We start from the raw sequence: 22,834 nt of genomic DNA, 5'->3' as shown, positions 1-22,834 counted from the left end.
TCAGAAGCGGCAGGACCGGATGTCGGAGGCGAGGATCGCCTTGGCACCCAGTTCGGACAGCTCGTCCATCAGGTTCTGGTGCTGTTTGCGTGGTACCAGCGACCGGACGGCCACCCACTTGTCGTCGGCCATGGGTGCAACCGTGGGCGATTCGAGTCCAGGCGTGATCTTGATCGCCGAGTCGAGCAAGCTTTTCGGGCAGTCGTAGTCGAGCATGACGTATCGCTGGCCGAACACGACGCCCTGCACGCGGGCGATGAAGCGGTCGGCGGCCTTGGAGCGGTCGGCGCCCGCCCGTTGCACCAGCACTCCCTCGGAGTCGCAGAGTGAGTCACCGAACGCGGTCAGATCGTGCTGGCGGAGTGTGCGACCGGACCCCACCACGTCCGCGATGGCGTCGGCAACGCCCAGCTGGATAGAGATCTCGACAGCGCCGTCGAGCCGGATGATGGTGGCCTCGATGCCCTTCGACGCGAGGTCACCGCGAACGAGGTTGGGATACGAGGTGGCAATGCGCTTGCCCGCAAGGTCGGCCACCGACCACTGCTGCTCGGTCGGCGCCGCGTAGCGGAACGTCGACGAACCGATGCCGAGAGCAAGGCGTTCCTCGACGTCCGCACCGGAGTCAAGTGCCAGATCCCGTCCGGTGAGACCGAGGTCCAGCTCCCCCGACCCGACGTAGATCGCGATGTCCTTGGGCCGCAAGAAGAAGAACTCCACCTCGTTCGCCGGATCGAGAACGGTGAGGTCTTTGGCATCCGAGCGGCGCCGGTAGCCGGCCTCACTGAGGATCTCGGCGGCGGACTCGGAAAGCGCCCCCTTGTTGGGAACGGCAACGCGCAGCATGGGTGGTCCTATCGGGGAACGGGCGATTCGGGAAGACGGCCGCAGGGCCGTCTCACAGGTGTTTGTAGACGTCGTCGAGAGTCAGGCCGCGTTTGATCATCATCACCTGAAGCCAATAGAGCAACTGAGATATCTCTTCGGCGGTCGCCTCCGCACTCTCATGCTCGGCAGCGAGCCACACCTCGCCGGCTTCCTCGATGATCTTCTTGCCGAGGGCGTGCACTCCCTTGTCCAGAGCGGCAACCGTTCCGCTTCCCTCGGGACGGGTGGCGGCCCGATCGGTCAACTCGGCGAACAGCTCATCGAAGGTCTTCACGGTGCTCAAGTGTTCCATTGGACGCCGCGGCGAGGTCGTCGAGGGTCAGTCCGACGAGGCTCTCACGCAATGTGCGACGCGGACCACCGGGAACCGGCGCCTCCGACGGGATGACGATCACCGCGCAGCCGGCAGCGGTGGCCGCCTGTGACCCGGTCGGCGAATCCTCCACGGCCAGACAGTGCGACGGGTCGACGCCGAGCAGCCGTGCCGCCTTCAGGTAGGGGTCAGGTTGGGGCTTGCCGAGCGGTACCTCGTCGCCGCACACTGTCGCCTCGAACCGGTGCCTCCCGATCGTCTCGAGCGCCTCGTCGGTCAACTCGCGCTCGGTGTTGGTCACCAACGCCATCGCGATGCCCTGCTCACCGATGAGGTCGAGGGCCTCGCGAGCTCCGGGCATCCAGGGAATCCCGAGCTTGAACAGCGCCGACACCCGCGCGCGGAGCCACGCGGCCCGGCCGGGATAGTCGCGTTCGCCGTCGGGCACACCCGCGGCCACGAACACCTTGGTCAACGCGTCGGTCATCGAATTGCCGAGCGTCGATTGCCGGAGTGCATGGTCCATCTCGATGCCCAGGTCGGCAGCGAGGTCGGCCATCGCGACGTCCCACAGCTTTTCCGAGTCGAGCAGTGTGCCGTCCATGTCCCAGAAGACGGCGTCGGGTAGATCGCTCACCACGTCATCCTTCCCGACGCCGGCCCAGGAAGAAAATCGTCCGGGCTTGACCTGGAGTGCGCTCCAGGTTGTGCCGTCGGGGCGGCGCAGCTACGGAGAGCGAGACCTGGCATGTATCGCCGGGCTGGTGATGCTGCGCGACACAGGTATGTCGATTGCCGACATCCGGAAGGTGGCGGAGCTGAGCCGAACCGCTGACACCGAACGCGAGCGACTGGTCCTTTTCAGACGTCATCGTGCACGGGTGCTCGATGACATGGCTCGGACCGCACGCCATCTCGCAGCCATTGAAGAGAAGATCGCGGCCTATGAGGCCGCCACCGATGAGGAGAACAGATGAGAAAGACCACGTTGGGCGATGGACTGATCGTTTCGGCGCAGGGGTTCGGTGCCATGGGCATCAGCGCCTTTTACGGAGACAGCGATGAGCACGAGTCCATCGCGACTCTCGAACGCGCAGTCGACAGCGGCGTGACGTTGATCGACACCGCCGAAGCCTATGGTCCGTTCGAAAACGAGAAGCTCATCAGAAGGGTGCTGCGTTCACGGCGCGACTCGGTCGTCCTTGCCACCAAGTTCGGTACCGAGTTCGACGACGACGGCACCCCCCACGGACTGAACGGGCGGCCGGAGTACGTACGGCGGGCCGCCGACAGGTCGCTCCGCCATCTGCACACCGATGTCATCGACCTCTATTACCTGCACTGTGTGGACCCTGATGTGCCCATCGAGGACACGGTCGGGGCGATGGCCGATCTGGTCGCAGCGGGAAAGATCCGACACATAGGTCTGTCGGAGGCGGCGCCGGCGACGATCCGACGGGCCCACGCTGTACATCCGCTCGCCGCCGTCCAATCGGAGTTCTCACTGTTCGCCCGTGACGTGCTGGCCAATGACGTCAAGTCCACTCTGGACGAACTGGGCATCGGCCTGGTGGCGTTCTCTCCGCTCGGACGAGGATTTCTGTCTGGCACCATCACAAGCGTTGACGACCTGGACCCGTCCGACGCTCGCCGGAATCTACCGCGCTTCTCGCCGGACGCGATCGCAGCGAACCTTGTTCTGGTCGAACAGGTGCGAACGATCGCCGCCGAGAAGGGCGCCACGCCGGGGCAGGTTGCGCTCGCGTGGATCCAACAGCAAGGAGCGGTGCCGATCCCCGGGACCCGGCACCGCTCCTACCTCGAGGAGAATCTCGGCTCACTCCAGGTGGAACTCACCTCCGACGAACTCCGAGCACTGGGAGATGCGATACCCGAGACCGCGATTCACGGCGCCAGGGATACAGCGTCAGGTCTCGCGGCGACCTACCGCTAACGCTTGCCGGCACTCCACGCATAGGGCAGCTCGGTGCCGTTGAGGACGTACGCCCCGACCGCCTGCGACTTGAAGATCGATGGATTGTGCGTGGAGATCGTCCGCGCGTTGCGCCAGTGTCGATCCAGTCGCAGGCTCTCGGAGGTGATGGAGGCCCCGCCGACCTCGAAGAGCTGTGTCGTCGCGGCCAGGACCAGATCGATGACGGTCAATTGCGCTTGTGCCGCTGCGAGTTCGGCGCGATCGAGCAACTCCGGATCCTGAGCGGTCGAACTGTCGACAAGTACCTCGTCGAGGACGTCGGCCACTGCCAGCACGGCCGCCCGCGCAGTGAACGCGGCACTCGACAGCTTTCCGAGGACCTGCTGCACCAGCGGATCTTCCCTGGGCAGATCCGCGGCGGCATGGGTGTACGAGCGAGTCCGATCGCGAACCCACGCTGCGGCGTCGTCGGTGGCGCGCTGGGCGATGCCCGCCAGTACGGCCAACTGCACCAGCTGTAGATACGACGTGGCGTAGGTCTTTCCCGCGTCGCCGTACCCCGGTCCCAGGATTCGGTCTGGGCTCACCACGACATTGTTGAATTCCGTTGTGCCGCTGGCCGTCAGCCTTTGTCCGAAGCCGTCCCAGTCGTCATGCTGGGTGACGCCGTCGGCGTGTGCGTCGACGAGCACCGACACACGTTCGCCGTCCTGGTCTGCGGCGACCAGGATGTGGTCTGAATACAGCGACCCGGTGCTGTAGTACTTCGTGCCGTTGAGCACCCACTGGTCGCCGTCGCGGGTCAGCCGGGTCTGATACCGGTCCACGGCACCGACACCCGGTTCGGTGATCGCGTTGCCGACGAGAACACCACCGGCAGTCGCACGAAGCCAGGTGTCACGCGCATCGCTCACCTCGGCGAGCCGCTGATCCTCGACGAAACTGAAGTGGACACGCAACGCCTGTGGAAGGTTCGATTCCGCCGCGGCGAGGTCGATGAGAAGTCGGAACTGTTGACGCACAGTGGCCCCGAGCCCGCCGAACTCAACGGGCACCCGCAGCGCTCCGAAACCCAGTTCACGTAACCGGCCGACCTCGTCGTACGCCAACCTTCGATCCACCTCGCGCTCGGTCGCACCGGCGGCGATGCTCTCGAAGGCCGGACGAAAACGATCGTCGAGTTCGGTGTCGGTGAAGGCTCCGGCAGCAGCAACAGTTGATGTCATGGCATGAAGTGTTGGCCACGACCGCGCCGGAAGCACCAGTTCGACTCACGCTGAATCGAACTGGTGCCCACCTGACGAGTTGCCGCCTACGTGTTGAAGTACTTCGCTTCGGGGTGATGCAGCACAAAGGCATCCGTGGACTGCTCCGGATGGAGCTGCAACTCGTCCGACAATTCGACGCCGATGCGGCCCGGGTCGAGCAGGTCCATCATCTTGGCCCGATCCTCCAGATTCGGGCAGGCGCCGTAACCGAACGAGAAGCGCGCGCCCCGGTACTTGAGGTCGAAGAAGTCCTGCGGGTTGTCCGGATCCTCCGCGGCCATGGCGGTGTCCCCGAAACGCAGTTCCTCGCGCACCCGCTGATGCCAGAACTCGGCAAGCGCCTCGGTCAGCTGCACACCGATGCCGTGCACCTCGAGGTAGTCGCGGTAAGCATCCTCGGCGAACAGCTTGTTGGCGAAGTCGGCAATCGGCTGCCCCATGGTGACCAGCTGGAACGGCAGAACGTCCACCTCGCCGGTCTCGATCGCGTCGGCGCGCGATCGGATGAAATCTGCGATGCAGAGGAAACGCCCTCGCTGCTGCCGCGGGAACTCGAAGCTGTGCCGGATCGGCGCGTCCGGGCGCGGCTCGGTGAGCACGTGCACCACGTCGCCTTCGCTGACGGCCGGGTAGAAACCGTAGACCACGGCAGCGTGCTGCAGGATGTTCTCCGTCGCCAGCCGGTCGATCCAGTACCGCAGACGAGGACGCCCGTCGGTCTCCACCAGATCTTCGTAACTCGGCCCCTCACCGGCCCGGGCGCCGCGCAGACCCCACTGCCCCAGGAACAGGGCACGCTCGTCGAGCAACGACAGGTACTGAGCCACCGGCACACCCTTGACGATGCGTGACCCCCAGAACGGAGGCGTGGGTACCGGAAGCCCCGCGGCGACGTCCGAACGCTCGGGCACCACCACCGGTTCTGCCTCGGCCTTACGCTTTTCGGCGATGCGCTTGGACCGGTCGTGGCGCTTCTTGCGTTCGGCGGTCTTCTCCGCCGCTGCCAGAGCCTCGGGACTGTCGGGTGCCGGAGCACCGCCACGCTTGGTCAGCATGATGTCGTCCATCAGCCGCAGGCCCTCGAAAGCGTCTCGCGCGTAATGCACGTCGCCCTCGTAGGTCTCGCTGAGATCGTTCTCCACATAGGAGCGGGTCAGTGCCGCACCGCCGAGCAGTACGGGGAACTTCTCGGCGAGACCCCGGCTGTTGAGTTCCTTGAGGTTGTCCTTCATCACCACCGTGGACTTCACCAGAAGGCCGGACATCCCGATGACGTCGGCGTTCTTGTCCTCGGCGGCCTCGATGATGTTCGCGATCGGCTGTTTGATGCCGATGTTCACCACTTCGTAGCCGTTGTTCGACAAGATGATGTCAACGAGATTCTTCCCGATGTCGTGCACATCGCCCTTGACCGTGGCCAGCACGATGCGGCCCTTGCCGTCTTCTCCCGTGGCCTCCATGTGTGGCTCCAGATGCGCCACAGCCATTTTCATGACCTCGGCGCTCTGAAGGACGAACGGCAACTGCATCTGGCCGGACCCGAAGAGCTCACCGACCGTCTTCATGCCGGAGAGCAACGTCTCGTTGATGATCTCGAGCGGTGGCACCTGCGTCATGGCTTCGTCGAGATCGTCGGTGAGGCCGGCTCGTTCGCCGTCGACGATCCGGCGTTCGAGACGCTCGAAGAGCGGAAGCTTCGCCAGTTCCTGCGCGCGGCTCTCCCGCGCCGACGCCGCCGAGACGCCCTCGAACAGCTGCATGAGCTTCTGCAGCGGGTCGTAGCCTTCCCGGCGCCGGTCGTAGACCAGGTCGAGGGCGATCTCCCGGTGGTCGTCGGGGATCCGGGCCATCGGCAGGATCTTGGAGGCGTGGACGATGGCCGTGTCGAGACCTGCCTCCACACACTCATGCAGGAACACCGAGTTGAGCACCTGACGGGCGGCGGCGTTGAGTCCGAAGGACACATTCGAGATGCCGAGGGTGAAGTGGACGTCGGGATGGCTCGCCTTCAGCCGGCGGATCGCCTCGATCGTTTCGATGCCGTCGCGTCGGACCTCTTCTTGACCTGTCGAGATGGGGAACGTGAGGGCATCGATGATGATGTCCTCTTCCTTCAGACCCCAGTTCTCGGTGATGTCGGTGATGAGGCGCTCGGCGACCTTCACCTTCCAATCGGCGGTTCGGGCCTGGCCCTCTTCGTCGATGGTCAGCGCGACCACCGCGGCGCCGTGCTTCTTGACCAGCTTCATCGTGCGGGTGAACCGAGATTCGGGGCCGTCACCGTCCTCGTAGTTCACCGAGTTCACCGCGCAGCGCCCACCCAGGTGCTCCAGCCCGGCCTCGAGCACTTCGGGCTCGGTGGAGTCGAGCATGATCGGCAACGTCGAAGAGGTGGCCAGTCGGCTGGCGAGCGCGGACATGTCGGCGGCGCCGTCGCGGCCGACGTAGTCGACGTTGAGGTCGAGCATGTGTGCACCGTCGCGCGTCTGATCCTTGGCGATGTCCAGGCACTTCTGGTAGTCACCGGCGAGCATCGCGTCGCGGAACGCCTTCGACCCGTTGGAGTTGGTGCGCTCACCGATCATCAGGATGCTGGCGTCCTGGTGGAACGGCACCGAGCTGTACAACGACGAGATCTCGGCGGCATGTTCCGGCTGCCGTTCGGCCTTGTCGGCGCCGCGTACCGCTTCGGCGACCTGACGGATGTGCTCGGGTGTGGTGCCACAGCACCCACCGACGAACGACAGTCCGTACTCCTCGACGAAACCTTTGAGTGCCTCGGCTAGTTCTTCCGGCGTGAGCGGGTACTCGGCACCGTCTTTGCCCAGGGTCGGCAGTCCGGCGTTGGGCATCACGGACACGGGCACCCGGGCATGCCGGGTGAGATACCGGAGGTGTTCGCTCATCTCGGCGGGACCGGTGGCGCAGTTCAGACCGATCATGTCGATGCCCAGGGGCTCCAGCGAGGTGAGTGCGGCCCCGATCTCCGAGCCCAGCAGCATGGTGCCGGTGGTCTCCACAGTGACGTGGGTGATGATCGGGATCCGGCGGCCGAGTTCTTCCATCGCCTGCTGGGAACCGAGAACGGCGGCCTTCACCTGCAGGAGGTCCTGCGAGGTCTCGATCAGGATGGCGTCGGCACCGCCCTCGACCATTCCCAGCGCGCATTCCTGGTACGCATCGCGGATCGCCGCGAAGGTGGTGTGGCCCAGAGTGGGGAGTTTGGTACCCGGCCCGATCGATCCGAGAACAAAGCGAGGGATGCCGTCGGCGCTCGGTCCGACCTCGTCGGCGACCTCCCGGGCGAGCTTGGTGCCCTTGAAGGCCAACTCCCGGATGCGGTCCGCGATGTCGTAGTCGCCGAGGTTCGAGAGGTTGCAACCGAACGTGTTGGTCTCGACCGCATCCGCGCCTGCCTCGAAATAGGCTCGGTGGATCTCCCGCAGGACGTCCGGGCGGGTGTCGTTGAGGATCTCGTTGCAGCCCTCGAGTCCCAGGAAATCGTCCAATGTCAGGTCCGCTGCCTGCAACATTGTTCCCATGGCACCGTCACCGATCAGGACGCGTTTGTTCATCGCGGCGAGCAATTCGGTATCGAATGATGCTGAAGTTGCGGCAGACATGGTTAACAGGGTAGTTCGCTCTCCATCGGTGTTCGGTCGTAGGCTGGATCAGTGAACGCTGAGCAGAGCGCAAACCTTCCACGATTGCGCCGCCCCACGCTGGTTGCTGCCTTCGAAGGGTGGAATGACGCCGGTGATGCGGCCAGCGGAGCGGTCGAACATCTCGAACTCGTCTGGGATGCTGTTCCGCTCGCCGACATCGATTCCGACGACTACTACGACTTCCAGGTCAACAGGCCGACCATCAAACAGATCGACGGGGTGACCCGGCGAATCGATTGGCCGACAACATCGATCTCGTACTGTACGCCGCCGGGATCGGACCGGGACATCGTTCTGCTGCGCGGTATCGAGCCGAACATGCGCTGGCGAGGGTTCTGCGCCGAGATCCTCGACATCGCCCGCAACCTCGAGGTGGACACCGTGGTCATCCTGGCGGCACTGCTCGCCGATACCCCGCACACCCGTCCGGTCCCGGTCACCGGCGCGGCCTACAGCAGTGAATCGGCCAAGCAGTTCAAGCTCGAGGAAAGTCGGTACGAAGGGCCTACCGGCATCACCGGTGTGCTGCAGGACGAATGTGTGAAGGCGGGGATCCCGGCCATCTCCTTCTGGGCCGCCGTTCCGCACTATGTGTCCACCCCACCCAACCCCAAGGCATCGGCAGCACTGCTCAGTCAGCTCGAGGAAGTGCTCGACGTCGAGGTCCCACTCGGCGAACTGCCGGAACAGGCAGAGGAATGGGAGCGCGCGGTCACCGAGATGACCGAGGACGACGAGGAGATCGCCGATTACGTCCGCGGCCTCGAAGAGCGCGGCGACGCCGAGGTCAGCGTGGACGAGACACTGTCGAAGATCGACGGCGATGCGCTGGCCGCCGAGTTCGAGCGTTATCTCCGCAGGCGCGGTCCGGGCGGCAGTTTCGGCGCCTGAGGGCGCAGAACCGACCTTGATCACCGCCCGCCGGGCGATGCGGTGAGTTCTCGACAATCGAGATGTAACGCGGCTGCAAGTAATGGTTCATCGAGTTCACGTTTAGTGACGGCATGTCCAGTACTCCGAAGTTCTTGCAAGGTGTCTTCTCGTTCACCGGTACCGGATTGACCAAGGCAGCGCCGTTGGATCCTTCCTTGACGTATCAGGTGCCTGCCGGGATGACCGTTCAACCGCTGTATTTCCGGGGAGGGAACGGCAGTTCGGAACTCGTCTACGTGGCATTGCACCGTGACCAGCAGCCGATGAGATGGTTCCCGATGGGAGCGAGGGCATCGGTGAACGTTCCGTTGCGCGTGGTGGAGGACGTGGATCCGGACAGCTTGCTCGAGCTCGTCTTCGCCGCGCCCGAGGGGTGCAGCGGCGAAATCGTCGTCGACTTCGGATTCGTGGAGTTCTGATGGAACGCCTGGTGGTGGTCGGCAACGGGATGGCCGGCGCGCGAACCGTGGAAGAGATACTCGAGCGCGGTGGCGGGACGCGATTCGAGATCACGATGATCGGCGACGAACCATACGGCAACTACAACCGGATCATGCTCTCGCACGTACTCGCCGGTGAGAGTTCCATCGACGACGACGATCTGATGCTCAACCCGATGGCTTGGTACCGCGAGAACGACGTCAAGCTCTACGCCGGTGACCGCGCGGTGGCGCTCGATCGCTTCGCCAAGACCGTCACCTGCGAGAGCGGCCGCGAAATCGACTACGACACCCTGGTGATCGCGACCGGCAGCAACACCTTCTTCCCGAACATGGACGGCCTCCGGGCACCCGACGGGCACCTGGCCCGCGGCGTGTTCGGGTTCCGCACCATCGAGGACACCAACGGCATGTTGCAGATGGCGTTGTCCAGGGACGACATGCGGGCAGTGGTGATCGGTGGCGGACTCCTCGGCCTCGAGGCGGCCTACGGACTGCGGACACAAGGCATCGACGTCGACGTGGTGCATTCCCCCGGTCACCTAATGAACCAGCAATTGGACGAACGCGGCGGCCGGGTACTGCGCAACAAGATCGAAGAGCTCGGAGTCGGCGTCTACACGTCCAAGCGCACCACCGCTGTACTGCGCGACGACGAGGGCAGGGTGACCGGAGTCGGCTTCAACGACGACACCTCGCTGCCGGCCGACATGATCGTGGTGACTGCCGGCATCAGACCCAACGTCGAGTTCGCTCGCCTCGGCGGGCTGGTGGTCGAGCGCGGAATCGTCGTCGACGACCAGATGCGTTGTGAGGACGAAGGTTCCATCTACGCGGTCGGCGAATGCTGTCAGCACCGCGGCGAGGTCTACGGTCTCGTCGCACCACTGTGGGAGCAGGCGGGTGTGCTCGCAGACGTACTGACCGGAGCCGATCCCAAAGCGGCTTACCACGGTTCGCGTTTGACGACCAAGCTGAAGGTGGCCGGAGTCGATGTCGCGGCCATGGGCGTGAAGGGTCCCGAACGCGACACGGACGAGTTCGTCCAGTTCTACGAACCTCGCAGCGGCACATACAAATCCGTGGTGGTGCGAGACAACAAGCTGATCGGCGCGATGTTGCTCGGCGACATCAGCAAGGTCAGCTTCCTCACCCAGGCCTTCGACGAGAAGGTGCCGCTACCCGACGAGCGCATCAGCATGCTCTTCGACATGGGCACACCCAGCGCAGCGACAGGTGCAGCCGAACTGGCCGACGAAGTACAGGTGTGCAACTGCAACGGCGTCACCAAAGGCGACATCGTGGCGTGCGTGCACGCCGGGGCGAAATCGGTCGGCGAAGTCGTTGCGAAGACACGCGCCGGAAAGGGTTGCGGCTCGTGCAAAGGCCTGGTCGCCGATGTCGTCGCCTGTGCCGCGGGCGGAGCGCTGGCCGAAGACCCGTCTGCGGACTGGTACGTACCCGCCATTCCGCTGAGCAAGCCCGAGCTGATCGAACAGATCCGGGAACGCAATCTGCGATCGGTGTCGGCGATTCTCGCCGAACTCGCACCCGACGGCGAAGACGTCACTGCAAAGATGCCACTGGCATCTCTGCTGCGGATCATCTGGGGCAACGAGTGGGAGGACGAACGCGGCGCGCTGTTCATCAATGACCGCGTGCATGCCAACATCCAGCGCGACGGCACCTTCTCGGTTGTACCCCAGATGAAGGGCGGCGTCACCAATCCCACGCAGCTTCGCAAGATCGCCGATGTGGCCGACAAGTACGACATCCCGATGATCAAGGTGACCGGTGGTCAGCGGATCGACCTGCTCGGTATTCGCAAAGAAGACCTGCCCAAGGTCTGGGAAGACCTCGACATGCCCTCGGGATACGCCTACGGGAAGAGCTTCCGGACGGTGAAAACCTGTGTGGGAACCGATTTTTGCCGGTTCGGTCTCGACGATTCCACCGGCCTCGGGATTGCGATCGAGGAGCGCTACCAGGGGCTCGAGTCGCCCGCCAAGCTGAAACTGGCGGTCACGGGGTGCCCACGCAACTGCGCCGAAGCTCTGTGTAAGGACTTCGGTGTGGTGGCTGTCGGTGATGGTCGATGGGAGATCTATGTCGGCGGGGCCGCCGGTGCCCACATCCGTAAAGGTGATCTGCTCGCGACCGCGAACGGCGCCGAGGAGGTCATCCGCATCTGCGGCGTTTTCATCCAGTACTACCGCGAAACGGCCAAATGGCTCGAACGGACCTACTCCTGGGTGCCCCGAATCGGCATCGAGGAGCTGCGGGCGATCCTGATCGACGATCGTGACGGCATCGTCGACGGGTTGCTCGAACGTATCGGCATGTCCATCGCGGCCTACAGCGATCCGTGGAAGGAGCGGTTGGCACCGAAGTCGCCGGCACAGTTCACTCCGGCCCTGCCGCTCATCAAGCTGCCTCTGGTGCCGGTCCGATGAGCGCGCCCGCATCCACGGCGGTGGGTCCCTTGAGCGACCTCACGGTCGGAGAAGGCCGCGCCTACGTCGTGGACGGCAGCCAGGTGGCGGTCTTCCGGATGTCGGACGGCACTGTGCGGGCGTTGGGCGCGGTCTGTCCGCACCGCGGCGGGCCGATCGCCGACGGCCAGACCGACTCGACGAAGGTGATGTGCCCGTTGCACCAGTACACCTTTTCGTTCGAGGACGGCAGATGCACCAACAGCGACGGCATCGAAGCGCTACCGCACTACCGAACCGAGGTCAGGGACGGGATGATCCACGTCTGGGTCTGATGGTCGTCGATCGGGCCCCTCGTGCGGACGAAGACACGGTCGTCAGCGCTGACGGCACCGTCGAGGGATTCCGGGCACGGTCGGGGCGGGTCAGGAGATCCGCTCGATCGAGACAACCGGTGTGGTGATACGCCAGGTGCGCACATCGGGGTCGTCCGCGGCGCGCACCCAGAATTGCGCCGACTCCCCCACCCGGCACGACTTCACACCCAGGAGAGGGATGTCCTCGGAGTCGCGGCGCAATCGACTGACGGCCCAGTCCTCGTCGTCGGTGCCACCGACGCCGGGAGCTCGTAGCAGGGTCATCTCACCGAAGTCCAGCAGATAGGTCGACGTGCGGGTCACCACGGTCCAGACGCCATCGTCGGTGCTGGGATCGATCTCTCGAACGTTGGCCACGAGAGGAACCTTACCGAAGCCGTCAGCGGGATTCGCTGTCGGTGAGAACAATTGGCGACCCTTCGGCCCCGGTGTCGGTGAGTGGGACCCCGAGGAGGGCGTCGACGGCGGCACCGAGATCGGCAGGCGCGGAGGCGACACTGCCCAGACCGTCGAGACTGTCGGCCGCCCAGGCATCGATTGCCGCGAGAGCCTTGGGGGTGTCGAGGTCGTCTGCGAGGTGCTGACGCAGTCGCTCGATCGTCGGGGCTGCGTCCGGTCCGGCGCCACGCTGCACGGCACGACGCCACCGATCCAGGCGCGACGTCGCCTCCGCGAGCACGTCGTCGGTCCAGGCCCGGTCTGTGCGGTAGTGCCCGGTGAGCAGGCCAAGCCTGATCGCTGCCGGATCGACTTGTGCCGCCCGCAGTTTGGACACGAAGACGAGGTTGCCTCGCGACTTCGACATCTTCTCGCCGTCGAGTCCGATCATTCCCGTGTGCACATAGTGTTTGGCGAATCGGCGCACACCGGTCAGCGCCTCTGCATGCGCCGCGGAGAACTCGTGGTGCGGGAAGATCAGGTCGTTGCCCCCGCCCTGCACATCGAACTCGGCACCGATCCGGTTCAAAGCTATTGCAGCACATTCGATGTGCCAACCCGGACGGCCTCGGCCATGCGGTGAGTCCCACGACGGCTCGGATTCGCGGGCGGCACGCCACACCAGGGCGTCAAGGGGGTCGCGCTTGCCCGGACGATCGGGGTCACCGCCGCGTTCGGCGAAGAACCGTTGCATCGTCTCGTGGTCGTAGCCCGATTCGTATCCGAATTGCTCTGTGGCGTCGGTCCGGAAGTAGATGTCCGGGTATTGCGGGTCGTCGACGATGTAGGCGGCGCCTGAGGCCAACAGCTTGTCGACCACCTCGACCACCTCGCCGACGGACTCCACCGCACCGATGTAGTCGCGAGGAGGAAGCACACGCAACGCGGCCATGTCTTCTCGGAACAGGTTGATCTCGCGTTGACCGAGATCCACCCAGTCGATCCCGTCGCGGTTCGCTCGTTCGAACAGGGGGTCGTCCACGTCGGTGATGTTCTGGACGTAGTGGACATCATGACCGAGGTCGCGCCACACGCGGTTGACGAGATCGAAGGTCAGGTAGGTGGCTGCGTGACCCAGATGTGTTGCGTCATAAGGTGTGATGCCGCACACATACATGGTCGCCGTGGGGCCGGGGGTCACCGGCCGCACCTGACGGTCCGAGGTGTCATAGAGCCGTAGAGCCGGCCCTCTACCGGGTACTGGCGGAACGGCGGTGTCAGACCACGACTGCATGACAACACCTTAGGGCGGGGATGGGGGAAACCGATTTCAGGGCCGAACTTCCGCTCGGGCGGAGCGGTCTCGGCGCGGCGACGGCGCTCAGAACGCCGGCCAGGGAATCGGCCTGGATCTGTTCGCGTCAGGCATCACCGGGTCACCGAGCATGATGGCCGTACGCGTGGCGAGGGCCTCGATCTCGGCGGCGGTGATGAGCCCGCTGAGCTTCTCCCGAAGCGGTGAGGTTTCCTCTCGCAGCGCGTCGAGCAGGCCGCTGACGTCCTCGAGGAGGTGCGCCGGGACGTTCTCGCCTGCCCAGCCCCACAGGACCGTGCGGAGTTTGTCGTCGCTGTGCAGGCAGATGCCGTGATCGACGCCGTACACCTGACCGTCGAGGCCTTCGAGGACGTGCCCGCCCTTGCGGTCGGCGTTGTTGATCAGCACGTCGAGTACGGCCATCCGTTGCAGTCGCGGGTCGTCGGCATGCACGAGCACCACGTCCTCACCCCGGGCATCGATGGCCGACAGGATCACTTTCCAGCCCTCTGGCACCAGGTCCGGCGAGCAGAGGTCGACCACGTCGAGCCGCGTGGGCAGTCCGTCGCTGGGCTCGGGGGTGTCGATCCAGCGCTGCACCATCCCGGGGCCGAAGGGTCCGTCGCGCAGCAGCGTCACCGGGATCACCGACCATCCCAACGCCTCGGACACCAGATACGACGCGACCTCGCGGCCGGCGAGCGTGCCGTCGGGGAAGTCCCACAGCGGTTGTTCGCCCCGCACCGGCTTGTAGACGCAGCGGACCGAGGTCTCCCCGGCCACTGCGTCGCACACGAGGGTGGCGTTGCTGGCGGACCGGATCTGCCCGATCAGTTCGAGGTCGCCCTCGGCGAGCACCTCTGCTACATCGACGGGTTTCTCACTGGGTGCTGCCACCGTGGACTACCGACTCGGCTCGTCGCCGGAGGCGGGCCCGGGTTCGTCGCCGGGTTCGTCGTCCTCGATGCCCTCGAGGAGGTCTGGATCGATGAACTCGAGCGAGGGGCCGAACTCGGTGTCCCGGCGGTACCCGTTGGTGCGGACGCAGATGTGTCCGGCGTTGTCGAGCGGTTCGCCACAGAGCGGGCAGGGTTCGCGGCCGGCAGAGATGACGCGGCTCGAGCGGGTCGCGAACTCACGCGCGGCGCCCGTGCTGAGGAACACGCGGACGGCATCGGGCCCGTCCTCGGTGTCGTCGAGCACCACACTCTCGTCGAACTCACCCTCGGTGATGGCCAGGAGCTCTACCACCACGGCCTCGGATTCCGAGTCCCAGCCGAGTCCCATCGTGCCGACCCGGAATTCGGCATCGACCGGCATGACGAGAGGGCTGAGGTCTTCGACCCGGGACAACTCCGCGGGCAGTGGCGTGCCGAAGCGGCGGTGCACTTCTTCGAGCAATGCGCCGATCCGGTCGGCGAGTATCTGGACCTGCTGCTTCTCGAGCATCACGCTGATGACGCGTGTCTCGTGGACAGCCTGTAGATAGAAGGTCCGGTCGCCCGGTTGGCCCACCGTTCCGGCGATGAAACGGTCGGGACTACGGAAGACGTGTATCGCTCTGGCCATGGCACCTCCCTTTTCCGAGTTCGATTATCCCCATTTGATGGCGGTTCGCCCACGACACGAGGTCGCCGCTGGACGCGGCCCACGCGCCGTGGCGGTCAGGTGCCCGTCGAGCCACCCACCACCGCCTCGTCGGACTGTGGTTCGCCGGAGTCGGAGGGTTTCTGTTCCGCGGCTTCGCTCGGTTTCGGCGCACTCGGGATCGACGGCAGCGTAGAAGTGCAGTTCACCGCGTGTACGTACGGCCTGGCGAGGCTGTACCGGATCACACTCACCGACGCGGGTTCGACCACGATCCGCTGGAATGCGTCGAGATGCATGCCCATCGCGTCGGCCAGCACCGCCTTGATGACGTCGCCGTGCGTGCATGCGATCCACACACCGGCGCCGTCCTCTCCAGCGAACCTGGCATCCAGTTCACGAACTGCCGCCACCGCGCGTGACTGCACCTGCGCGAGCCCCTCCCCGCCCGGGAAGATGGCCGCGGACGGTTGTTGCTGGACCACGCGCCACAGCGGCTCGGACAAGAGTTCCTTGATCGGCCGCCCCGACCACTGGCCGTAGTCGACCTCCACGAGCCTGTCCTCGACGATCTCGGGACAGCCGAAGTGCTCGACGAGTGGCGCCACCGTCTGTTCACACCGCTGCAGGGGTGATCGGACGACGGCGGCGAGTCCGCTGAGCCCGCCCAATCGTTCGATCAGTGCGGCGGCCTGGGTGCGGCCGTGGTCGTCGAGGTTCACACCTTCGGTACGACCGGCCAGGACCCCGGATGTGTTGGCCGTCGATCGACCATGGCGAAGCAGAATGACCGTCACACGAATCAGCTTAGGCGGACGTGGGCACTGCGCCCGGTTGTGGACGCAGCGCCGAACAGGAACGGATTCTGTTCAGGTGACTCAGGTGGCACTGATCGCCCCACCGGCGAGCAGGCCCATGACGACCAATCCGAGGATGATCCGATAGGCGACAAACCAGTTCAGGGAGTGGTTGGCGACGAACTTCAGCAGCCAGGCGATCGAGGCGAAGCCGATGACGAAGGCAACCAGGGTGGCGACCAGTAGCTGTGGTCCACTCGCCTGCATGCCGTCGCCGCTCGGGCTGAATGCATCCGGCAGGCTGAACAGCCCCGACGCGGTCACGGCCGGGATGGCCAGCAGGAAGGAGAAGCGCACCGCGGCTTCCCGCTCGAGGCCCAGGAACAGTCCGGCGCTCGAGGTGGCACCGGACCGCGAGACACCGGGAATCAGCGCCAGGCACTGCGCGAATCCCATGACAAGGCCGTCGCGCCGGGTGAGTTGTTCGATCGGTCGTTTCTTGGCGCCGTACCGTTCGGCCAGAAAGATCACCAGGGAGAAGACGATGAGCATGGTGGCGATCAGCCACAGGTTGCGTGCGCCGGTGCGGATCTGATCTTTGAACAAGAAGCCGAGGACGCCGATCGGAATGGTGGCGATGATCACATACCAGCCGATCCGATAGTCGAGATCCCGGGCTTCGGGGCGGCGCAGGCCGCGGAACCACGCCGCGATGATGCGGACGATGTCCCGGGCGAAATAGACCAGCACCGCGGCCTCGGTGCCGAGCTGGGTCACCGCGGTGAACGACGCGCCGGCATCGTCGCCGAACCACACCTCCGAGACGATGCGCAGGTGGCCGGAGGACGATACGGGCAGAAATTCGGTCAGGCCTTGCACGGCACCCAGGACGATCGACTGGGCCCAGCTCATCGAGTCGGTCACGGCAGCCGATGCTACGGGACGTGCGGCCCCGCCCCTGTCGAGCGACGCGCACTCCCCCCGGCCGTCCATGTCCCGGTCGTCAACGAGCAAGATGGTTCCCATGAATGTGCGCGGCAGAGGCCTGATCGTGGCAATGATGGTCGCGGCACTCGTGGTGACGGGTTGCTCGGATTCGGAAGAGACCCCGGACGTCCCGACGATCACCCCACAGACCCCGATCGCCGCACCCGCGGCAGATGGGTCCGAACGGCCCGCCGGTGTTGTCGTACCGGTACCCGGAGCCGGGACTGCACTGGCGTTCTGCCCGAGCACTTCCCAGCTCGCGCTGCTGTCCGACGACGGGCGGACGGTTCTCTTCTACCCCACCGCCGGACTGGCAGCCGGGAGTGTGCCTGCTCGCGCAGTCACGTTGCCCGACAGGGCATCCGGGTTCGGGACGTTCAGTGGTGGGAAGCTGCAGGTGCTTGTCTCCGACGCGATGTTGACCGTCGATTCGGCAGACGGCGCGATCACGACCACCGACGTGCCGGGAACCCCGGTGTCGTCGTTGCTGAGCTCGACCGGTGAGACCTTCATCGGTACCGAGGGTGGTGAGATTCTGCGGGTGGACGCCCAAGGCGCGGTCACGGGGACGATCGACGGACTCGTCCGGGCGGATGCGCTCGCCGAACACGACGGCCAGGTGGTTGTTCTCGACCGTGCGCAGTCGTCGGTGACCGAACTCGACTTGGCGGATGACGACCTCGGGGTCGCTATCCGTGCGGGCGACGGTGCGACAAATCTCACGGTGGATCACTTCGGGCGTTTCCTGACCACCGACACCCGTGGAGGCGAGTTGCTGGCGTTCAACGGCGACCCGTTGGTCAACAAGTTCCGCTATCCGGTGGCCTTCGGACCGTACGCCGTAGACTACGACGACACCCACAACCTGGCGTGGGTGAGCACCACCGGAAACAACAAGGTCACCGCCTACGAGTTGTCCACCGGGACACCGGTTCAGCAACGCCAGTTCCAGACAGTCGGGCAGGCGAACTCGATGGTGGTGGACCCGAAGACGGGAACGGTGTATCTGCTCTCGGCCCGTGGTGAGGGTCTGCAGATCATCAACCCCGACCAGCAGTGAGGTGACTTTCGATTGGCAGGTAAGCGCAACCGCGGATTTCCGCGGGAATGGGATATGTCGGCAGACGACTACGAATACGTCCCCCTGCGCCTCCCGCCCGACGTGACGCGGGTGACGGCATCGATGCGGCTGTCGATCCAGGCGGAGTTCGGGGGGTGGGAGCTGTCGCGGGTGCGGTTGTATTCCGACGGCAGCCGCAAGGTCCTGCTCCGTAGACGCAGGCCACGGCTGGCGCCGACCGACCTTCCCGACACCGGGTTGAGCGCGTGATCGAGTCGCTCTATCGGCGGCTGTACCCGCTGCTCCTCGCACTGATGTTCCGTGTACCGGCAGAGCGGATCCACCGCGTCGCAGCGGCGATCATCAACTTGGTGGGCCGGGTCAAGCCGCTCCGCCTCCTTGCCGGTCGCGTCTTGGTGACCCACGATCCGGTACTGCGGTCGCGCGTCTTCGGGATCGACTTCCCCGCGCCGCTCGGGCTGGCCGCGGGATTCGACAAGAACGCGGAGGCGATCGACGCCTGGGGTGCACTCGGTTTCGGATTCGCCGAGATCGGTACGGTCACCGGTGCCGCTCAGCCCGGAAACCCCGGACCGCGGCTGTTCCGTCTGCCTGCCGACCGTGCGCTCATCAACAGGATGGGCTTCAACAATCATGGGGCGGGCGCGGCAGCCAACCTGCTCAGACAGCGTAAGACGACAACGACGATGGTGCCCATCGGTGCCAACATCGGCAAGACCAAGGTTGTCGCGGCCGACGATGCGGTCGAGGACTACCTGATCAGCGCTCGACTACTCGGACCGCTGGCGGACTTCCTCGTCGTGAACGTCAGTTCGCCGAACACGCCGGGCCTGAGGGATCTTCAGGCCGTGGCCTCCCTGCGTCCCTTGCTTGCCGCGGTACAGGAGTCGGTGGACATTCCGGTACTGGTGAAGATCGCTCCCGACCTCGCCGACGACGACATCGACGAAATCGCCGATCTGGCAGTCGAATTGGGGCTGGCGGGCATCGTCTGCACCAACACCACCATCAGCCGGGACGGGTTGGCCACCCCTGCGCATGAGGTCGAGGTGATGGGCGCAGGCGGGTTGTCGGGCGCCCCGCTCGCAGACCGCTCGCTGGAGGTCCTACGCCGACTTCACGCTCGGGTGGGCGGCAGGTTGACGCTGGTCAGCGTGGGCGGCATCGAGACCGCCGATCAGGCCTGGGAGCGCATCAGGGCCGGCGCCTCGCTGATTCAGGGTTACACCGGTTTCATCTACGGCGGTCCGTTGTGGGCCAAGCACATTCATCAAGGACTGGCCGACAGGGTGCGCGCTGCCGGGTACACCTCGATCACCGAGGCGGTCGGCAGCGCGGCACCCTTGTCCGACTAGTCCCCGGCCGACTGCTCGTACGTGCCGTGGATCACGGCACGTCCGATCGCATGGCTGAACAGATTGAATCCGAGGTAGGCCGGCGTCGCACCATCGGGCAGCCCAAGACTCTCGACATCCACCGCGTGCACCACGACGAAGTACCGGTGCGGGCCGTGCCCGGGTGGTGGGGCGGCGCCGATGAACCGCGGCGCCGAGGCGTCGTTGTTGAGGGTCACGGCTCCGGACGGAAGTGACCCGTCGGCGCCATCACCGACGCCGGCGTCGAGCGACGTGACCGACGCCGGGATGTCCGCGACTGCCCAATGCCAGAATCCCGAGGCGGTGGGAGCATCCGGGTCGTAGACGGTGACCGCGAAGCTCTTGGTGTCCTCTGGGAAGCCGGACCAGCTGAGCTGAGGCGAGACGTCCTCGCCGCCGGCTCCCATGATCCCGGAGACCTGCGCCTTGCCGAGCGGTGCGCCGTCGGTGATGCTCTCGGATGTCAGGGTGAAACCGGGCAGGTGAGGTAGTGCGTCGTACGGGTTGTAACTCGACATGTCGTTCGCGTCCTTTCCGTAGGGGTCAATCCTTGAAGCGTGCGGCCATCAGCTGTGGAGCAAGAAGTGCTCGAGGACATCGGTACCGAACAGAACCGACTCCACCGGTACCCGCTCGTCGATTCCATGAAACAGCGCGGCGAAATCGAGGTCTGTCGGCAGTTTCAGCGGAGCGAAGCCGAAGCACCGAATGCCCAGGCGTGCAAAGGCTTTGGCGTCGGTGCCGCCGGACAGCATGTACGGCACGGTGCGGCCTTCGGGATCGTGGGCCAAGATCGCGTCATTCATCGCATCGACGAGGTCGCCGTCGAACGTGGTCTCGTACGAGTCGAGTTTCGTGACCCATTCCCTGGTGACCTGTGGCCCGATGAGGGCGTCGACCTCGGCTTCGAAGGCAGCCTGACGCCCGGGCAATACCCGGCAGTCCACCACGGCGGTGGCTTTCTGCGGAATGACGTTTGCCTTGTACCCGGCATTGAGCATCGTGGGGTTGGCCGTGTCCCGCAGGGTGGCTCCGATGATCCGGGCGATCGAGCCGATCTTGAACAGGGCTGTTTCCAAATCCGGTGTGTCCGGGTGCAGTTCGAGCCCGGACTCCTCCGACACCGCGGCCAAGAACTGCGACACCGATTCGGTCATCACCAACGGGAACGTGTGCCTGCCCAACCTCGCGACTGCCTCGGACAAGATCGTGACGGCGTTGTCGTCGTGCAGAAACGATCCGTGACCGGCTGTTGCGGTTGCCGTCAGCCGCATCCAGGCAATTCCCTTTTCCGCAGTCTCGACGAGATACAGGCGCTTTTGTCCGCCGTCGGGCCGGTCGACGGTGAGAGAGAAACCGCCGACCTCACCGACAGCTTCGGTGACCCCTTCGAAGAGATCGGGCCGGTGTTCCACCAGCCAGTGCGAACCCCACTTGCCGCCGGCCTCTTCGTCGGCGAGAAAGGCGAACACGATGTCGCGAGGAGGAACGGTGCCTTCGCGTTTGAACTGCCGGGCAAGGGCCAAAGCCATTCCCACCATGTCCTTCATGTCGACCGCGCCCCTGCCCCAGATGTAGCCGTCCTCGACAGACCCGGAGAACGGATGGACGCTCCAATCGGCAGGCTCGGCCGGTACGACATCAAGATGGGTGTGCAGCAACAACTTGCCCCGGGTGGAGTCGCTACCTGGCAGGGTTGCGAAGACGTTGCCCCGGCCGGGCTGGCCGGATTCGACATACTCGGTCCGGTAGCCCACGTCCTCGAGTTGCTGCTGCACCCAGCGGGCACATTCTTCCTCGCCCTTGGTGGTCTCGAGCTCACCGGTGTTGCTGGTGTCGAAGCGGATCAGCCTGCTGACCAGGCCGACAACTTCATCGGTTGCGGTGGGAGTGTCGGTGTCGGGGCTCACCTGCTCATTCCTATCATCCTGACGACGTTCGGACCGGGCGCTCAGCGGAGTCGACGATTCCAGCGTCAGGTCAGATGGTCGAAATCACCCCGCACCCAACCGATGTGGCGTTGAGCCGAGTGCTGGACCGCAGCTGCGGCGTCGGCGGCGATGAACTCGGCGAAGTTCCCGTACAGGCGATCGAATCGGAACCTCCCGATGTCTCGGGCCAACCGGTCCACCACCGCCGCCGACAATGGGATGCGGTTCGGATAGCTCCGCATGAAAGACACCGTGGCCCGGTCGGGATTGGGCAGGACGGTGTCTCCGGAAAGGAGCACACCGCGCCCCTGCGCTCCGGCGCCCCAATGCGCCACGGCGCTGCCCGGAAAGTGCCCGCCCGGTTGCGCGAGTGTGACCCCCGGCAGGACTTCGAGGTCACCGCTCCACGATTCGATGACCGGATCCGTCCGGGCCAACCACTCGAGATCGGCGTCGGCCACCAGGACCGGTACCCGCCCCAGTGCATGGCTCCACTCCACCTGGACCCCGAACATGTGCGGATGACTGGCCACGATGGCCACCACATCTCCCCGATCACGTACCGCGGCAACCGACCGCTCATCGATGAAACCGAGGGGGTCCCACAACAGGTTTCCGGCCTGAGTGCACAGCAACTTGCTCCGCTGACCGATCCCGACTCCCGGTACGGCGCGCAGCTCGTGGAGCCCGGGTTCGAGTTCCTCGATCTCGACGTGATGACCGTCCGCCGTCAACTCGGCGAGAGACGCCCACTGTTGCCCACCTGGCGGTACGTATTGGCGCTCGTCGGCACAGATCCGGCATGTCTGTGTTCGCCCGCTGCCGTGCTCCACGGCGCAGGTACGGCAGATCACCGTGTCCAGGTCCATGAGACAGATTGTTAGCACCTTGCCCGCATCGGTAGACGAGAATCGTCTCGAGATGGTCGTGTCCTGGGGATTTGGGTTGCAGGCCGGCAGTCGGCTAATGTTATCCGGCGCTGGCAGGTTGACTGCCGGCGTGACTGGTCCGAGTGGCGGAATGGCAGACGCGCTAGCTTGAGGTGCTAGTGCCCTATTAACGGGCGTGGGGGTTCAAGTCCCCCCTCGGACACACTTTGCCAGTACAGCGTGATGCTGCACCTGGTTGTC

Annotated in this window: 23 protein-coding genes and 1 tRNA gene; 10 read left to right on the top strand and 14 right to left on the bottom strand. The window is 65.1% G+C overall.

Annotation, left to right across the window (positions count from 1 at the left end; genetic code table 11):
• From hisG to WIMU1_RS14245, 3 genes are read right to left on the bottom strand one after another with little or no spacing between them, the layout of a single operon-like run.
• Positions 1-846 carry an ATP phosphoribosyltransferase gene (gene hisG / locus WIMU1_RS14255; protein WP_062798138.1) on the bottom strand — a complete coding sequence of 282 codons (846 nt, stop codon included), beginning with the start codon at positions 844-846 and terminating at the stop codon, positions 1-3.
• 52 nt (positions 847-898) lie between these two features.
• The gene (locus tag WIMU1_RS14250; RefSeq protein ID WP_030162968.1) at positions 899-1,162 is read right to left on the bottom strand and encodes a phosphoribosyl-ATP diphosphatase; all 264 of its coding nucleotides are present in this window, start codon (positions 1,160-1,162) and stop codon (positions 899-901) included.
• Positions 1,146-1,838 carry an HAD family hydrolase gene (locus tag WIMU1_RS14245; protein ID WP_255283878.1) on the bottom strand — a complete coding sequence of 231 codons (693 nt, stop codon included), beginning with the start codon at positions 1,836-1,838 and terminating at the stop codon, positions 1,146-1,148. Before WIMU1_RS14245 ends, WIMU1_RS14250 begins: the two co-directional genes overlap by 17 nt.
• A 46-nt stretch (positions 1,839-1,884) precedes the next feature.
• On the opposite strand from WIMU1_RS14245, the gene WIMU1_RS14240 reads away from it, so the two are divergent.
• Both WIMU1_RS14240 and WIMU1_RS14235 read left to right on the top strand, forming a co-directional pair.
• Positions 1,885-2,178, top strand: a complete 294-nt coding sequence (locus WIMU1_RS14240) for a MerR family transcriptional regulator (RefSeq protein ID WP_158599271.1) — start codon at positions 1,885-1,887, stop codon at positions 2,176-2,178.
• Entirely contained in the window at positions 2,175-3,155 is a 981-nt protein-coding gene (locus WIMU1_RS14235; protein ID WP_062798132.1) for an aldo/keto reductase, read from the top strand. Before WIMU1_RS14240 ends, WIMU1_RS14235 begins: the two co-directional genes overlap by 4 nt.
• On the opposite strand, the gene WIMU1_RS14230 is transcribed toward WIMU1_RS14235, so the two are convergent.
• On the bottom strand, positions 3,152-4,363 hold the full coding sequence (locus tag WIMU1_RS14230) for an acyl-CoA dehydrogenase family protein (protein ID WP_062798131.1): 1,212 nt from the start codon (positions 4,361-4,363) through the stop codon (positions 3,152-3,154). The two genes, WIMU1_RS14235 and WIMU1_RS14230, sit on opposite strands and share 4 nt — an antisense overlap.
• Positions 4,364-4,449: 86 nt before the next feature.
• Positions 4,450-8,028, bottom strand: a complete 3,579-nt coding sequence (gene metH / locus WIMU1_RS14225) for a methionine synthase (RefSeq protein ID WP_062798129.1) — start codon at positions 8,026-8,028, stop codon at positions 4,450-4,452.
• 51 nt (positions 8,029-8,079) lie between these two features.
• Here metH and WIMU1_RS14220 point away from each other — a divergent pair, with 51 nt between their 5' ends.
• The 4 genes from WIMU1_RS14220 (at position 8,080) to WIMU1_RS14205 (ending at position 12,210) form a co-directional block, all read left to right on the top strand.
• Entirely contained in the window at positions 8,080-8,961 is an 882-nt protein-coding gene (locus tag WIMU1_RS14220; RefSeq protein WP_023959262.1) for a PAC2 family protein, read from the top strand.
• Positions 8,962-9,074: 113 nt separating this feature from the next.
• Complete coding sequence (locus WIMU1_RS14215; RefSeq protein ID WP_062798127.1) at positions 9,075-9,422, top strand: hypothetical protein; 348 nt, start codon at positions 9,075-9,077, stop codon at positions 9,420-9,422.
• Entirely contained in the window at positions 9,422-11,896 is a 2,475-nt protein-coding gene (gene nirB, locus WIMU1_RS14210; protein WP_062798125.1) for a nitrite reductase large subunit NirB, read from the top strand. The genes WIMU1_RS14215 and nirB overlap by 1 nt, the downstream gene beginning before the upstream one ends.
• The gene (locus WIMU1_RS14205) at positions 11,893-12,210 is read left to right on the top strand and encodes a Rieske (2Fe-2S) protein (RefSeq protein WP_062798123.1); all 318 of its coding nucleotides are present in this window, start codon (positions 11,893-11,895) and stop codon (positions 12,208-12,210) included. Before nirB ends, WIMU1_RS14205 begins: the two co-directional genes overlap by 4 nt.
• Before the next feature lie 90 nt (positions 12,211-12,300).
• Here the strand turns inward: WIMU1_RS14205 and WIMU1_RS14200 are convergent, their stop codons facing one another.
• From WIMU1_RS14200 to WIMU1_RS14175, 6 genes are all read right to left on the bottom strand, one after another.
• Positions 12,301-12,609: a hypothetical protein gene (locus WIMU1_RS14200; RefSeq protein WP_030162983.1), complete on the bottom strand. Its 309-nt coding sequence runs from the start codon at positions 12,607-12,609 to the stop codon at positions 12,301-12,303.
• Positions 12,610-12,631: 22 nt separating this feature from the next.
• Positions 12,632-13,924, bottom strand: a complete 1,293-nt coding sequence (gene mshC, locus WIMU1_RS14195) for a cysteine--1-D-myo-inosityl 2-amino-2-deoxy-alpha-D-glucopyranoside ligase (protein ID WP_062798121.1) — start codon at positions 13,922-13,924, stop codon at positions 12,632-12,634.
• Between the two features lie 87 nt (positions 13,925-14,011).
• A complete protein-coding gene (locus tag WIMU1_RS14190) occupies positions 14,012-14,842 on the bottom strand; it encodes an SCO1664 family protein (protein WP_062798119.1) in 831 nt (276 codons plus the stop codon).
• Positions 14,843-14,848: 6 nt separating this feature from the next.
• Positions 14,849-15,514, bottom strand: coding sequence for a DUF3090 domain-containing protein (locus WIMU1_RS14185; RefSeq protein ID WP_023959276.1), 666 nt, complete (start codon positions 15,512-15,514; stop codon positions 14,849-14,851).
• 95 nt (positions 15,515-15,609) lie between these two features.
• Positions 15,610-16,329 carry a histidine phosphatase family protein gene (locus WIMU1_RS14180; RefSeq protein ID WP_062798117.1) on the bottom strand — a complete coding sequence of 240 codons (720 nt, stop codon included), beginning with the start codon at positions 16,327-16,329 and terminating at the stop codon, positions 15,610-15,612.
• A gap of 81 nt (positions 16,330-16,410) precedes the next feature.
• Positions 16,411-17,253: an undecaprenyl-diphosphate phosphatase gene (locus WIMU1_RS14175; protein ID WP_062798600.1), complete on the bottom strand. Its 843-nt coding sequence runs from the start codon at positions 17,251-17,253 to the stop codon at positions 16,411-16,413.
• Between the two features lie 91 nt (positions 17,254-17,344).
• Between WIMU1_RS14175 and WIMU1_RS14170 the strand changes: the two genes are divergently transcribed.
• The 3 genes from WIMU1_RS14170 to WIMU1_RS14160 are packed head-to-tail and all read left to right on the top strand — an operon-like array spanning position 17,345 to position 19,752.
• Positions 17,345-18,376: a YncE family protein gene (locus WIMU1_RS14170; protein WP_147431385.1), complete on the top strand. Its 1,032-nt coding sequence runs from the start codon at positions 17,345-17,347 to the stop codon at positions 18,374-18,376.
• Between the two features lie 54 nt (positions 18,377-18,430).
• Entirely contained in the window at positions 18,431-18,646 is a 216-nt protein-coding gene (locus WIMU1_RS14165) for a DUF5703 family protein (protein ID WP_051406572.1), read from the top strand.
• A 20-nt stretch (positions 18,647-18,666) separates the two neighbouring features.
• Positions 18,667-19,752 carry a quinone-dependent dihydroorotate dehydrogenase gene (locus WIMU1_RS14160; RefSeq protein ID WP_062798598.1) on the top strand — a complete coding sequence of 362 codons (1,086 nt, stop codon included), beginning with the start codon at positions 18,667-18,669 and terminating at the stop codon, positions 19,750-19,752.
• Here WIMU1_RS14160 and WIMU1_RS14155 read toward each other — a convergent pair.
• The 3 genes from WIMU1_RS14155 to WIMU1_RS14145 form a co-directional block, all read right to left on the bottom strand.
• The gene (locus WIMU1_RS14155; RefSeq protein WP_062798112.1) at positions 19,749-20,291 is read right to left on the bottom strand and encodes a YbhB/YbcL family Raf kinase inhibitor-like protein; all 543 of its coding nucleotides are present in this window, start codon (positions 20,289-20,291) and stop codon (positions 19,749-19,751) included. The two genes, WIMU1_RS14160 and WIMU1_RS14155, sit on opposite strands and share 4 nt — an antisense overlap.
• Before the next feature lie 48 nt (positions 20,292-20,339).
• Entirely contained in the window at positions 20,340-21,683 is a 1,344-nt protein-coding gene (locus WIMU1_RS14150; RefSeq protein ID WP_062798110.1) for a M20/M25/M40 family metallo-hydrolase, read from the bottom strand.
• 65 nt (positions 21,684-21,748) lie between these two features.
• Positions 21,749-22,573, bottom strand: coding sequence for an MBL fold metallo-hydrolase (locus WIMU1_RS14145; RefSeq protein WP_062798109.1), 825 nt, complete (start codon positions 22,571-22,573; stop codon positions 21,749-21,751).
• A gap of 137 nt (positions 22,574-22,710) precedes the next feature.
• Here WIMU1_RS14145 and WIMU1_RS14140 point away from each other — a divergent pair.
• Positions 22,711-22,796, top strand: a tRNA-Leu gene (locus WIMU1_RS14140).
• The last annotated feature ends 38 nt before the right edge of the window (positions 22,797-22,834 follow it).

Origin of the sequence: Williamsia muralis NBRC 105860 (assembly GCF_001598915.1) — a bacterium.
Lineage (GTDB): Bacteria > Actinomycetota > Actinomycetes > Mycobacteriales > Mycobacteriaceae > Williamsia > Williamsia muralis.
Note: the sequence above shows the minus strand (reverse complement) of the source record. Positions and strands in the feature narration are given on the sequence as shown.